This is a genomic window from Bradyrhizobium sp. Ken01, from assembly GCF_055807355.1.
The window spans coordinates 57,413-71,278 of the sequence record NZ_JBVVPC010000031.1 but is presented as its reverse complement, the minus strand read 5'-3'; the positions used below and the strand labels follow the sequence as shown (position 1 = coordinate 71,278).

Sequence of the window (13,866 nt, the reverse complement as noted above, 5' to 3'; positions counted from 1 at the left end):
CCACGCTAGAACGGCAACCCCACGTAATTCTCCGCCAGCAGACGCTGCGCCGTCTCGGACGACAGCAGATATTCCAGTTCGGTCTGCTGGAGCCGGTCCTCGTATTCGAGCCGGTCGGGGAAGCGATGCAGCAGCATCGTCATCCACCACGAGAATCGTTGCGCCTTCCAGATCCGCGCCAGCGCCTTGGCGGAATAGCCCTGAAGCCCGGAATCATCGCCGTTCTGATAGTGCGCGAGCATGGCGTGGTAGAGATAATAGATGTCGGAGGCGGCGCTGTTCAGCCCGCGCGCGCCGGTCGGCGGCACGATGTGGGCGGCATCGCCGGCGAGAAACAGGCGGCCGTAGCTCATCGGCTCGGCGACGAAGCTGCGCAACGGCGCGATGCTCTTCTCGATGGACGGCCCCGTGATCAAGCGGCCGCCGACCTCGTCCGGCAAACGACGCTTCAGCTCGGCCCAGAACGCATCGTCACCCCAGTCCTCCACCTTGTCGGTGAGCGACACCTGGACGTAGTAGCGGCTCAGCACTTGCGACCGTAGGGAACACAGCGCGAAGCCGCGCTCGTGCTTCACATAGATCAGCTCCGGCGACACCGGTTTCGTGCGCGACAGCACGCCGAGCCAGCCGAACGGATAGATCTTTTCGTATTCCCGCAGCACGTCCTTCGGGATCGACTTGCGGCTGACGCCGTGAAAGCCGTCGGCGCCGACGATATAGTCGCAATCGACTCGAACGGTTTCGCCATTCGAACGATAGGTCACGTACGGCCGGTCCGAGGTCAGGTCATGCGGCGTCACGTCCTCGGCATTATGCACGACGTTGCCGCCGAGGCGGTCGCGCGCCTCGTAGAGGTCGCGCGTCAGCTCGGTCTGGCCGTAGACCAGCACCGAATTACCGCCGGAATGCTTGTAAAGGTCGATCTGGGAGAGCACGCCGTCATGGGCGATCTCGAATCCCTTGTGGATCTCGCCCTCCCGGTCCATCCGGTCGCCGCACTGAGCCTCGCGCATCAGCCTGGCGAAGCCGTGCTCGAGCACGCCGGCACGGATCCGGGCAAGCACGTGGTCGCGGCTGTACTTTTCCAACACGACCGTGTCGATGCCCTTGAGGTGCAGGAGCTGGGACAACAGCAGCCCGGACGGCCCGCCGCCGATGATACAAACCTGAACTTTCATTTTTACGTCCTCCTCGGCACTTTCTTGCAGATTCAGCGCCGCTGACCGATGGAGGCTTTCGTCTTTATCTTGTACTATTCGAACATGAGAAACGCAGCCCCCGCCCCGGCGATCCGGGTCTACAATTTGTTCGGCGAGTCCGGCGATCTGCCCGATGTCGTGCATTGCGAGACGATTGCCTCGCGCTCGGTGCTGCACGACTGGACGCTGGCCGTGCACCGCCACGCCCGGCTGCATCAGGTGCTGCTGATCGAACGCGGCGGCGGCGAGGCTACGCTCGATGGACGCGTGGTGCAGCTGAAGCCGATGCAAATCGTCAACGTGCCTATCGGCCACGTCCATGGCTTCCGTTTCGTGCCTGATACCCAGGGCTGGGTGCTGACCATCGCCGCGGAAATATTGGACGAAGCGCTGCTCGCCTCCGAAGGACTGCGAGGTGCCCTGTCGCGCTCGGCCGTGATACGCGGCACGCCGCAGATCCGGACCACCATGAAGCAGATCTTTGCCGAACACGCCGCGCGCGATTTCGGCCGAGCGCATGTGCTGCGTGCACTGTCGGCGGCCATGATCGGGCTGGTGGCCCGCGCGCTCACCGGCGAGAGCGGCGGCAACGGCACGGCTGAAAGCGGACTATTCCGCCGCTTCGAGGCGCTGCTGGAACAGCATCATCTGGAACGCTGGAGCGTTGCGGACTATGCGAGTGCGCTGTCGATCACGCCGACTCATCTCAACCGGGTGACGCGGGCAGCAACCGGCGACACCGCCTCGCACCTGATCCTCAACCGGCTGATCCGCGAGGCGCGGCGCAACCTCGTCTACACCAATTTGCCGGTCTCGACCATCGCCTATGCACTTGGCTTCGAGGACCCCGCCTATTTCAGCCGGGTCTACGCCGCCGCCACGGGCGTGTCGCCGCGCGCCTTTCGCGCGCAGCTCCATGGCGACGAGACCTGAGACCATCACACGTCGAAAAACACCGTCTCTTCCGGCCCCTGCAAATTGATCGTGAAGGAATACACGATCTTGCCGGCGCGTTCGCTGCGATTTGCGATCAGAGTCGAGCGCCGGACCGGCTGCTCGATCAGGTTGAGCACCGGATCGGCGGCGTTGGCGGCCTCTTCGTCCGAGAAATAGAGGCGCGTGTTCAGACCGATGTTGATACCGCGCGCGACGATCCAAACATTGATGTGCGGAGCTCCCTTGCGGCCGGTCTTGTCGATGATCGCGCCCGGTTTGATGGTCTCGAAGGTGACGAGACCACTCTCGAAATCGGAGCCGGCGCGGCCCCAGCCGCGAAACTCCTCGTCCAGCACTCCGCGCGACCGATCGGCCGGATGGTTGTAGCGGCCGGTCGCGTTGGCCTGCCAAATCTCCAGCAGCACGTCGCGAAGTGGCGTGCCGCTGCCGTCGATCACCTTGCCCTCCAGCGTGATGCGTTCGCCTTGCGTGTTCGGCGCCACCAGCACGTTGGAGAAGTTCTTCTCGAAAATGTCGAAGCCGGCCATGGCCGGGATCAACCCGATATGGACGTAGGGCCCGGCCGTCTGCGAGGCGGTTTCCTTGAGGTAGTTGAGCGGCTGCGGCATGGACCTAGTTCCCTGCGGTGCGATTTTCGAAGTAAGTGGAGCGCTGGCCGCGCAAGACGATGTCGAAGCGGTAGGCGAGCGAGTCGAACGGAGTGGATGCGTTGAGGTCGAGCGGCGCGACGAGGCGCTCCAGCGCGTCCTTGTCCGGGATCGTCGTCAGGATCGGGCAGACCGGGATCAGGGGATCGCCCTCAAAGTACATCTGGGTGATCAGACGTTGTGCGAAGCCCGAGCCGAACACCGAGAAGTGGATGTGAGCGGGACGCCAGCTGTTGACGTAGTTGCGCCAGGGATAGGGTCCTGGCTTCACGGTGCGGAAATAATAGTAGCCGGTGTCGTCGGTCAGCGCGCGACCGCAACCGCCGAAATTCGGATCGACCGGCGCCAGATACGTGTCCTTCTTGTGCCGGTAGCGGCCGCCGGCATTCGCCTGCCAGAACTCGACCAGCGTGTTCGGCACGCCGCGGCCGGCCTCGTCCAGCACGCGGCCGTGGACGATGATGCGCTCGCCGACGGGATCGCCGTCCTTGGCGTAGTTGCGGATCAAATCATTGTCGAGCGGGCCGAGATCGTTGTGCCCGAACACCGGCCCTGTGATCTCCGAGACCGAGGTCTCAAGCGACAGCAGCGCGTGGCGCGGCGAACGCAGCACCGAGGATTTGTAGCCCGGCGCGTGCGCTGGCGGATGCATGGAGCGGTCGCGCTGGAAGAAGCCGCCGTCACCGAGCGGCGGCGCGAACGGCTCGGGGCGGTTGAGGCGGGGATCCCGCAAGGCTGGCGCCTGGGCATGCATCGGCGTTGTCTCCCTCTGGCCCCCGTTGGGGCGCACGATTTATCGGGAGATGATGGCGCCGGCTATTCTCAAGATAAATAGATCGATTATAATGAATTACATGAACAAAATCGATCATTTGGCGCTCGATGGCCACGCGCTGGAGCTGTTCCTGGCCGTGCTGGAAGAAGGCTCGGTGACAGCGGCCGCAACGCGGCTCGGCCTGACGCAATCCGCGGTCAGCCACGGCCTGAACAATCTGCGGCGGATCGTCGGCGATCCGCTGTTTGCCAAATCCGGCCGCGGCATTGTGGCCACGGCGCACGCCCAGGCGCTCGCGGCAAAGGCGCGGGCGCTGATCGACGAGATGCGCAGCTTTGCCGGCGGCGTCACGTTCGAACCGGCGAGCGCGCAGCTTTCGCTGACGATCGCCGCGAACGACTTCCAGCGCGACCTGCTGCTGCCGCGGTTCTTCGACCATGTCGCCGCGCAAGTGATGAGCCTGAACCTGCGCGTGACCCCCTCGCAGTCGCCCTCGCCGGCGATGCTGCGGGAAAACCGCTGCGACCTGCTGATCACGCCGCTGCCGCCGTCGGGCGTGGACATCGTGCAGAAGCGCCTGCTGCAGGACCACTACGTTTGTTACTACGACCCCAAAGCGCGTGCCGCGCCGGCTACACGCGGCGCCTATCTCGCGGGGCGTCACATCACGGTGGTCTACACTGACAATGAGCGGCTCGACTTCGATCGCCGGCTTGCAGCCAACGGCTTCCACCGCGACATCGCGATCTCGGTGCCGAGCTTCTCCGGCGTGCCGTCCTTCCTGCGCGGCTCGCAGATGCTGGCAAGCATGCCGAGCCTGCTGGCGCCCGGTGTGATGCACGGCTTCGCGCAGATGCGGATTCCGCTGGCCTCGCGCACGCGAACCCTCGCCGAGCTGCCGATGTTCATGGTCTGGCACCAGCGCTATCAGAAGGACCCGGCGCATCGCTGGATCAGAAGCCAGCTCGAGACCGTGGCGGCGACGGCCTCGCACCCCGTCCCCGCGAAAACCTGATCCCCGTCAAACCCACTGGTTGCGCCGGGGCGGCCACGCTAGAATTCGCCCATGACAGTGACCGACATTGCGAGCCGGACCTACAATCACAGCTGGCGGCTGGATCCCATCATCCGCAGCCTGCTTGATACCGACTTCTACAAACTATTGATGTTGCAAATGATTCGGGAATCTTACCCGGATCAGCAGGTAACGTTCTCGGTCATCAACCGGTCGCGCCATGTCCGGCTCGCCGAAATCATCGACGAGGGCGAACTGCGCGCCCAGCTCGACCACGCCCGCACCATCCGCTTCACCAAAAAAGAGCTGATCTGGCTTGCCGGTAACACTTTCTACGGCAAGACCCACATGTTCTCGGCGGACTTCATCCGCTGGCTCGCCGAATTCCGACTGCCCGAATACGAGCTGCGCAAGGTCGAAGGCCAGTACGAGCTGCACTTCCATGGGCCGTGGAGCCATACCACGATGTGGGAGATTCCTGCGCTCGCCATCCTCAACGAGTTGCGCTCGCGCGCAGCGATGAAGGGCCGCGGCCGCTTTGAACTCGACGTGCTCTATGCCCGCGCCAAGGCCAAGCTGTGGAGCAAGGTGGAACGCCTGCGCAAGCTGGATGGCCTCCGGCTGTCCGATTTCGGCACCCGTCGCCGCCATGGCTTCCTCTGGCAGCGATGGTGCGTGGAGGCCGTGAAGGAAGGCCTGGGCCCGTCCTTCATCGGCACCTCCAACGTGCTGCTCGCGATGGACAATGATCTCGAAGCCATCGGCACCAACGCCCATGAACTGCCGATGGTCGCGGCGGCGCTCGCCAGCGACGACGAGGAGTTGCGGTGGGCGCCCTATCGCATCCTTGACCAATGGCGCCAGACCTATGGCGGCAACCTCCTGATCGCGCTGCCCGACGCTTTCGGCACCAAAGCTTTCCTGCGCGATGCGCCGGAATGGGTCGCCGACTGGACCGGCTTCCGTCCCGACAGCGCGCCGCCGATCCAGGCGGGCGAGGAGATCATGAAATGGTGGGAGCAGAAGGGCCGCAATCCCAGGGACAAGCTGCTGGTGTTCTCCGACGCGATGGACGTCGGCTCGATCGAGGAGACCTACCACCACTTCGCCGGCCGGGTGCGACTCTCCTTCGGCTGGGGCACCAATCTCACCAATGATTTCGTCGGCTGCACGCCGGACGGCTCGTTCAATCTCGATCCGATTTCGCTGGTCTGCAAGGTGTCGTCGGTCGACGGACATCCGGCCGTCAAGCTTTCCGACAATCCCGAGAAGGCGACCGGCCTGCCCTCGGAGATCGAGCGCTATTTGCGCGTATTCGGCGATGCCGGCCGCGTGCGCAAGCCGGTGCTGGTCTAGCGCCAGAGCAATCTCTCCATCAGGTAGACCACCTGGGGCGAATGCGAGACATCGGCGGGCCGATGCCGCGTCAGTTCCGGTTCGGCGGCATTTGCGACGATCTGCAAGCATCCACTTCACGACGCCTTCACCCTGCGACGTGGTCTCCTGGCATTTTCAAGTCGAGTTAAGCACCTTTCGCGCGTAATCCGCGTTATGAGCGGATCGCTCCGCTGGGGTCGTTGAGCGACTTGGGGAACGCAAAGTGTTTCGCAGAACAGCGCCATCAACGAAGGGACGCAACTTCCTTCACGTCATCAAGCTCGTCTCGCCTTTCGTCACGGTCGTCCTGCTGCAGGCGGCGATCGCCGGGTTTAGCCTGGAGGTGATGTCCTCCGTCCGCGCCTATGTCGCGGGCGAAGCGCTGTGGTCGCGCTCGCAGAAGAACGCCGTCTATTTCCTCAATCTCTATCTGCATTCGGGCGATGCCAGCCAGTTTGCGCAATATCAGGCCGCGCTCGCCGTTCCCATCGGCGACGAGTTCGCGCGCTGGGCGCTCGAGCGCGATCCGGTCGACGTCGAGGCCGCCCGCATAGGCTTCCTGCAAGGCGGCAACCATCCCGATGACGTGCCGGGATTGATCTGGCTGTTCCGCTACTTCAAGCAAGTCAGCTTTCTCAAAGAGGCGATCCGCGAGTGGGCTGCCACCGACCCCATGCTGCTGGAACTGAGCGTGTTCGGCGAGGTCATCCGGTCAGAGCTTGAGAGCGGGCCCGTTCAGGACAGCAAGCGCCTGCAATTATTGTCGTCGCGGCTCTCGGAGCTCAACACTCAGTTCACGGTGCACGCCAAGCGATTCTCCACCGTTCTCGGCGAAGGCTCGCGCGCAATCAAGATGACGCTGACTGGCGTCAATGTCGTCACAGCCATGACGCTGATCCTGCTCCTCATCTGGCACACACGGCGATTGGTGCTGCAACGACAGGCTTTCGAGGATGCCTTGTATGCCGAGAAGGAGCGCCTGGCGCATCAGGCTTCGCACGACTGGCTGACCGGCTTGTCCAACCGTCGCGCGTTCGAGGCCCGCCTGCAAAACGAGTTGGACACCGCGGCGGCTTCGCTGGGCCTGATCCTGCTCGATCTCGACCAGTTCAAGGACGTCAACGACAGTTGCGGTCACCTCGCCGGCGATCGCCTGCTCCGCCAGATTTCACGTCTCCTGCAGCAGGAGCGACGGCCGCATGACCTGGTGGCCCGGCTCGGCGGTGACGAATTCGGCTTGATCCTGCCGCAATGCACGCAGTACGACGCCGTGGACATCGCCGAACGGCTACGCCGGTCGCTGGAGCTATCCGTCTTCGCCTGGGACGATCGTTGCTTTGCAGTGACCGCCAGCATCGGCGTTGCCTACATCACCGACGGCAACACCACGCTCGAGGACGCGATGCGGCGCGCGGACGCTGCCTGCTATCGCGCCAAGGAGAACGGACGCAACCGTGTTCAGGTCGACAACGGGACAATGGACGTCGTCGTCGTCACCTCGCGGCAGCGCAGATCCGCCAGCGCGTAGCAGCGCTCAGCACTTTATCGTACTGGCAGAATCCCGAGCCCCGCGAGATGCGCATCGAGAAATTGTTCGACCTGCTGGCGCAGCATCTGCGGGGGCACGGCTACCATGCGCTCTTCGAGGCCGAGGGAGATGATGCCGTGCACGGCGGAAAACAGGGTGCGTGACAGCAGCGCGATCTGCACGTCGTCTGCATTCGGAAGCAGCCGCACCAGGGGCGGATGCATCAGCGCGAAGGCGTCCATCACCATCTGAAGGATGTCATCGGGGTAAGGGCGGTCGTCCTCCATCCGATGTTCGAACAGCGAGCGCAGCAGATTGGCGTGCTCCGCAAAGAATTCGAGGTAGGTCGCAGCCAGCCCGTAGAGCTGGCGAATGGGATCCTCGGCCGGAACCTGGCCCAGCCGCACCGTCAGCGCATTAACGGTCTCCCGATTCACGGTCAGGATCACGCCATCGAAGTCGCCGAACTCGTTATAGACACTTCCAACCGAGCAGCCGGCGGCGTCCGCGACGTCCCGGACTTTCAACGATTTCAGTCCCTTAGTCGCAATAATGCTGCGAGCGATCTCCACGATCTGCTGCCGTCGGCGAGATTTTTTTCGGTTCCGCAACGATTCATCTTGAACATTGTTCATTCTCAGGATACTCACTTGAACAATGTTCAATTTAACCTGGAGACCTGCAAAATGCAAACCCTCACCGTTGATATCGCCTCCACCTTCGTCGATGACGCCACTGCTCTCGTGACCGGATTTGGCCGCGCCCTCCTGCGGTTCGCGATGGGGCCGATCGATCGCATCGCAAATGCCTGCGACATTGCCGGCGTTTTGACCGAGCGCCGCGCGACCTTCCGGATGTGGCGGGCCAACCGCAGCCGTGCCCGTCATGAGAGCCGCCGTATCAGCCTGCTCGGCCGCCTCTCGCCCTTTCGCCGCCTCGCCCACCTCACCTGAGGCGCGCACGCCTCCTTGCCGGGCGTGATAGAGCCACGACCAGCCATTTGCGAACCAAACGTCGCCACGCGGAGACCAACAGGATCGGAAGGTAAAGGCGCAGAGCAGGCCGGGACGATTGTCGTCAACCCGCAAATGCCCGTCGCATCTCCTCCGATCCCGACGCCCATCCGACAATGAAACAACCTCAGACAGCGTTTCCAAAACAGGACTAGTCATGATCAGGGATTTGATGTCGTCACGCCGCTTCGCGCCGCTGTTCTGGGCGCAATTCTTCTCGGCGCTGAACGACAACGTGCTGAAGAACGCACTCGTCATCATCCTGCTTTACAGCGCCGCGACCGGCCACGGAGATGCGCTGGTGACGGTCGCAGGCGCCGTCTTCATCTTCCCCTATTTCATTCTGTCCGGGCTCGGCGGCCAGCTGGCCGACAAATACGTCAAATCCGTCGTCGCGAGGCGGCTCAAATTCGCCGAGATCTTTGCCGCGGGCTTTGCCGCGGCCGGCTTCTTCCTACACTCGGTGCCGCTGCTGTTCGCAGCGCTCGCGCTGTTCGGCGTCATCGCCGCGCTGTTCGGCCCCGTGAAATACGCGATGTTGCCGGACCAGCTCGAGCTCGGCGAGCTCGCGACCGGCAACGCGCTGGTCGAAGGCGCGACCTTCATGGCCATCCTGCTCGGCACAGTTGCCGGCGGCCAGTTCGTGGCCGGCTCCGCGCATATGGGCTGGGTCGCATCGGCCGTGGTCGTGCTGGCCCTGCTGTCCTGGGCGTTCGCCTCCCGCATTCCCGCGACGACGCCGTCTGCACCCGATCTGCCGGTCAATGCCAATCCCTGGACCTCGACGCTCGGCCTGCTGAAGACCTTGTACGCCGACCACCGGCTGTGGGACGGCACCGTGATCGTCTCCTGGTTCTGGCTGGTCGGCGCCATCGTGCTCTCGCTGCTGCCGGCGCTGGTCAAGGAGGTCATCGGTGGCACCGAGGGCGTGGTGACGTTGTGCCTCGCGATCTTCGCAATCGGCATTGCCATCGGCTCGCTGTTCGCCGCGAATTTGAGCCACGTTCGCCCGAACCTCGCGCTGGTGCCGATCGGCGCCATCATGATGGGGTTTGCCGGTCTCGACCTCGCGTGGGCGATCGGCATAACCACCAAGGGGCAGGACATCACCGCGGGCGACTTCGCGATCTCGTTCGCGGGCCTACGCATGCTGCTCGACTTCGTCGCCTTCGCATTCGGCGGCGGGCTGTTCGTCGTGCCGTCCTTCGCCGCCGTCCAGGCCTGGTCCGCCCCCTCCGAGCGCGCCCGCATCATCGCCGCCGGCAACGTGCTGCAGGCCGCCTTCATGGTGGCCGGCTCGCTTTTCGTCGCGCTGCTGCAGGCCGGCGGATTGCACATCGGCTGGATCTTCTTCGGTCTCGGCGTCGCCAGCTTCGGCGCAGTCTGGTTCGTGCTGACGAAGTGGGGCAAAGAAGGCGTGCGCGACTTTGGCGGGCTGCTGTTCCGCGCGCTGTTCCGCACCGAGGTCCGCGGGCTGGAGAACCTGCCGCCTGCTGGCACGCGCATGCTGATCGCGCCCAACCATGTCAGCCTGATCGACGGCCCGCTGCTGCACGCCGTGCTGCCGATTGACGCGAGCTTCGCAGTCGATACCGGCATCGCCAAGGCCTGGTGGGCCAAGCCGTTCCTGCGGGTGGTCAAGCACTACACCATGGACCCCAGCAAGCCGCTCGCCGCGCGCGATCTCATCAAGCTCGTCGCCGCCGGCGAGCCGGTGGTGATCTTCCCGGAGGGACGCATCACCGTCTCCGGCTCGCTGATGAAGGTCTATGACGGCACCGCGATGATCGCGGACAAGGCCGACGCGGTAGTCGTCCCGGTCCGCATCGAAGGCGCCCAACGCTCGCATCTCAGCTATCTCAACGGTAGCCAGATCAAGCGCACGTGGTTTCCGCGAGTGACCGTCACCATCCTGCCGCCGGTCAAGCTTCCGGTCGATCCGTCGCTCAAGGGCAAGACGCGCCGCAATGCCGCGGGCGCAGCACTTCAGGACGTGATGATCGACGCGATGGTGAAGAACGCCATGCTCGATCACACCCTGTTCGAGGCGCTCGGACACGCCTATCGCGACCGCGACACCGGCAAGGTCATCATCGAGGACGCGCTCGGCACCAAGCTAACCTATCGCAAGCTGATCCTGGGCGCGCAGGTCTTGAGCCGAAAGCTGGAGAACGGCACCGCTGTCGGCGAGAATGTCGGCGTGCTGCTGCCGAATTCCGCGGGCGTCGCCGTCGTCTTCATGGCGTTGCAAAACATCGGCCGGGTGCCGGCGATGCTCAACTTCTCGGCCGGCCCGGTCAACGTGCTCGCCGCCATGAAGGCCGCACAGGTGAAGACCGTGCTGACGTCCAAGGCCTTCATCGAGAAGGGCAAGCTCGACAAGCTGATGGCGGCGATCTCCGCGGAAGTTCGCGTCGTCTATCTCGAGGATGTCCGCGCCTCGATCGGCACGGCCGACAAGATCAAGGGCTTGCTCGCCGGTACTACGCCGCGCGTCGTCCGCCAGGCGAGCGATCCGGCCGTCGTGCTGTTCACGTCGGGCTCGGAAGGCACACCCAAGGGCGTTGTGCTCTCCCATCGCAACATCCTTGCGAACGCCTCACAGGCGCTGGCGCGGGTCGATGCCAACGCCAATGACAAGGTGTTCAACGTGCTGCCGGTGTTCCACTCGTTCGGGCTGACCGGGGGAATGATGATGCCGCTGCTCGCGGGCATTCCGATCTACATGTACCCCTCGCCGCTACACTACCGGATCGTGCCCGAGCTGATTTACCAGACCGGCGCCACGATCCTGTTCGGCACCGACACGTTTCTCACCGGCTACGCCCGCTCGGCGCATGCCTATGACTTCCGCACCCTGCGCCTGGTGATCGCCGGCGCCGAAGCGGTCAAGGATCGCACCCGACAGGTCTTCATGGAGCGCTACGGCATCCGCATCCTCGAAGGCTATGGCGTCACCGAGACGGCGCCGGTGCTGGCAATGAACACGCCGATGGCCAATCGTCCCGGCACGGTCGGACGCCTGTCGCCGCTGATGGAAAGCCGCCTCGACCCGGTCCCCGGCATCGAGGACGGCGGCCGCCTGTCGGTGCGCGGACCGAACGTGATGCTCGGTTATCTCAGGGCCGAAAATCCCGGCGTGCTCGAACCGCTCGCCGAGGGCTGGCACGACACCGGCGACATCGTGGCGATCGACCCGGCCGGCTTCATCACCATCAAGGGCCGCGCCAAGCGCTTTGCCAAGATCGCCGGCGAAATGGTCTCGCTGTCCGCGGTCGAGAACATCGCGGCGGCGCTGTGGCCGCAGGCCGCATCGGTTGCCGTGTCGATCCCGGACCCGCGCAAGGGCGAGCGCATCGTGCTGCTGACGACGGAAAAAAATGCCGAGCGCAGTGCGATGCAGGGCCAGGCAAAGGCCATCGGCGCGTCCGAGCTGACCGTTCCCGCGGCGATCATGGTGGTCGACAAGGTGCCACTGCTCGGCACCGGCAAGACCGACTACGTCACCGCAACGACGATGGCTCGCGAGCAGGCGTCCGCGCCGGAGCGCGAGGTGGCGTAAGAGAGATGCACGTGGCGCCTCAATCAGGCGGGGCGCGATGCCCGGGAGTGGTTCTGCTTCACGGCATCGCGCGCACCTCGGCGTCCCTGACCAGACTGGAACGGGCGCTCCGGGCAAGCGGCTTCGCAACGCTCAACATCGACTATGCCAGCCGCAGCAAACCGATCACGGCGCTCGCGGACGATATCCACCCGGAAATCGCCCGCTTCGCCGAACGTGACGCGCCGCTGTATTTCGTCGCACATTCCATGGGGGGTCTGGTGACGCGCGCCTATATCGCAAAACACCGTCCGGACCGGCTTGCCGGCGTGGTGATGCTTGGCACGCCACACGGCGGCAGCGAGGTCGCCGATCTCCTCATCCGATATCGCCTCTACAGCGCATTCTACGGACCCGCCGGGCTCGAGCTTACTACTACGTCCACGCCCCGGTCCGACGCCCCGCCCGCCGTGGACTATCCCGTTGCCGTGATCGCGGGAAGCCGCTTCATCGATCCCGTGGCAGGTCTCTTCATTCTGCCGAAGCCGAATGACGGACGGGTCTCAGTGCAAAGCACGATAGTAGCAGGCATGGCCGACCATATCGTCGTCAAGGCGTCCCATACCGGACTTCCGCGTCACGCCGCCGCGATCGAACAGACGATCGCTTTCCTGCGCGACGGCCGCTTCCGACCGTCTGAATCTCAGGAGCCGGCTTCTTCGCGACGCTCCTGCGCGTAACGCACCAGCGCTGCGAAGCGATAGATGCCGTGCACGAACTTGCCGTAGGGCATGGTGACGAACAGTGCGAACACTGCGCCCAAATGCAACGCAAGCAACGGCCCCATGGCTGCGGTCTCGCGCAGGAGCAGAAGCAGCATGCCGGTGAAGCCGGTCAGGAACAGCATGGCGATGAAGCCGATATCCATGCCGTAGCGTTGCTGGTCGAGCAGCGCCGGATCGCGCCGCATCTTGGCGATAACGAGGCCGATCGGCCCGATGATCAGACCGACGCCGCCGAGGGTGCCGAGCACCACCGGCAGATCCCACCACGGATACGGCGCCTCGCGGCCGAGCAGATAGTGATACAGCGTGGCGACTGAGGTCGCGGCGAAGCAGAGCAGGAAGCCGTAGAAGGTCAGGTGATGATACAGCTTGCGCCGGTCGGTCGGCTTGTCATCCTCATTGTAGCAGCCGACGCCGCCACCATGGAGATAGCGCAGCTCACCAGCATCGCGCATTGCCTGAAAGATGGAGCCGCCGTCCGCACGGCCGCCGATCGGCGGACCGATATCCCGCCAGAAGGCACGCACGCTCATCACCAGCACGAAAATCGCATAAAGGAAAGCGGCGCTGAATAACGCCGCCATCGCGTTGTGCGGCATCAACCTGTAGAACGCGCCGGGGCCGGTGTGCACGCCGAACAGCACGCTGCGGTCGTTCAGTGCCGCGAAGCCGAGGATGAAGGCAGCCATGCTGAGCGCGGCGACGATGCTGATGACGAGACCATTGCGCGCGAAGGCACCGGACAGCGCCTGCGGCCAGGCATAAGCCGCGTAGGATTCCGCGCGCGCGATCGCCAGCGTCTGCGGGACATTGACGTTGAATTCGTGCGGCGGCGAGAACTGGCAGTCGACGTAGCAGGCGCCGCAGCCATGGCAGAGATTGGCGAGATAATTGAGGTCGCCGTCGGAGAAGGCGCGCCGCATCTCCATGGCGGGAAAAACCGCGCAAAGACCCTCGCAGTAACGGCAGGAATTGCAGACCGTCATCAGGCGGTCGGCTTCGTCCAAAATTCTGGTTCCGTGCATGGCT

11 protein-coding genes are annotated in these 13,866 nt (G+C 64.2%); 6 read left to right on the top strand and 5 right to left on the bottom strand.

The annotated features are described in order from the left end of the window. Positions 1-5: 5 nt before the first annotated feature. The gene (pobA, locus tag AC0L3S_RS26425) at positions 6-1,178 is read right to left on the bottom strand and encodes a 4-hydroxybenzoate 3-monooxygenase (RefSeq protein WP_473282275.1); all 1,173 of its coding nucleotides are present in this window, start codon (positions 1,176-1,178) and stop codon (positions 6-8) included. A 48-nt stretch (positions 1,179-1,226) separates the two neighbouring features. Between pobA and AC0L3S_RS26420 the strand changes: the two genes are divergently transcribed. Then, positions 1,227-2,132, top strand: coding sequence for a helix-turn-helix domain-containing protein (locus AC0L3S_RS26420; RefSeq protein WP_473282273.1), 906 nt, complete (start codon positions 1,227-1,229; stop codon positions 2,130-2,132). Between the two features lie 5 nt (positions 2,133-2,137). Here the strand turns inward: AC0L3S_RS26420 and pcaG are convergent, their stop codons facing one another. Together pcaG and pcaH are read right to left on the bottom strand one after the other, a co-directional pair. Then, positions 2,138-2,764, bottom strand: coding sequence for a protocatechuate 3,4-dioxygenase subunit alpha (gene pcaG / locus AC0L3S_RS26415; protein WP_473282271.1), 627 nt, complete (start codon positions 2,762-2,764; stop codon positions 2,138-2,140). 4 nt (positions 2,765-2,768) lie between these two features. Next, positions 2,769-3,557, bottom strand: a complete 789-nt coding sequence (gene pcaH / locus AC0L3S_RS26410) for a protocatechuate 3,4-dioxygenase subunit beta (protein WP_473282269.1) — start codon at positions 3,555-3,557, stop codon at positions 2,769-2,771. Between the two features lie 91 nt (positions 3,558-3,648). On the opposite strand from pcaH, the gene AC0L3S_RS26405 reads away from it, so the two are divergent. From AC0L3S_RS26405 to AC0L3S_RS26395, 3 genes are all read left to right on the top strand, one after another. After that, positions 3,649-4,593: a LysR family transcriptional regulator gene (locus tag AC0L3S_RS26405; RefSeq protein ID WP_473282267.1), complete on the top strand. Its 945-nt coding sequence runs from the start codon at positions 3,649-3,651 to the stop codon at positions 4,591-4,593. A gap of 51 nt (positions 4,594-4,644) precedes the next feature. After that, positions 4,645-5,949, top strand: coding sequence for a nicotinate phosphoribosyltransferase (pncB, locus tag AC0L3S_RS26400; RefSeq protein ID WP_473282265.1), 1,305 nt, complete (start codon positions 4,645-4,647; stop codon positions 5,947-5,949). A gap of 244 nt (positions 5,950-6,193) precedes the next feature. Then, positions 6,194-7,498, top strand: a complete 1,305-nt coding sequence (locus AC0L3S_RS26395; RefSeq protein ID WP_473282263.1) for a GGDEF domain-containing protein — start codon at positions 6,194-6,196, stop codon at positions 7,496-7,498. Positions 7,499-7,512: 14 nt separating this feature from the next. Here the strand turns inward: AC0L3S_RS26395 and AC0L3S_RS26390 are convergent, their stop codons facing one another. Next, positions 7,513-8,133 carry a TetR/AcrR family transcriptional regulator gene (locus tag AC0L3S_RS26390; protein ID WP_473282315.1) on the bottom strand — a complete coding sequence of 207 codons (621 nt, stop codon included), beginning with the start codon at positions 8,131-8,133 and terminating at the stop codon, positions 7,513-7,515. A gap of 535 nt (positions 8,134-8,668) precedes the next feature. Between AC0L3S_RS26390 and AC0L3S_RS26385 the strand changes: the two genes are divergently transcribed. Together AC0L3S_RS26385 and AC0L3S_RS26380 are read left to right on the top strand one after the other, a co-directional pair. Further along, a complete protein-coding gene (locus AC0L3S_RS26385; RefSeq protein WP_473282261.1) occupies positions 8,669-12,073 on the top strand; it encodes an acyl-[ACP]--phospholipid O-acyltransferase in 3,405 nt (1,134 codons plus the stop codon). A gap of 5 nt (positions 12,074-12,078) precedes the next feature. After that, the gene (locus AC0L3S_RS26380) at positions 12,079-12,792 is read left to right on the top strand and encodes an esterase/lipase family protein (protein ID WP_473282259.1); all 714 of its coding nucleotides are present in this window, start codon (positions 12,079-12,081) and stop codon (positions 12,790-12,792) included. Here AC0L3S_RS26380 and tcuB read toward each other — a convergent pair. After that, positions 12,756-13,862 (bottom strand): tricarballylate utilization 4Fe-4S protein TcuB, encoded by a 1,107-nt coding sequence (tcuB, locus tag AC0L3S_RS26375; protein ID WP_473282257.1) that lies wholly within the window; start codon positions 13,860-13,862, stop codon positions 12,756-12,758. The genes AC0L3S_RS26380 and tcuB overlap by 37 nt on opposite strands. Positions 13,863-13,866: the final 4 nt, after the last annotated feature.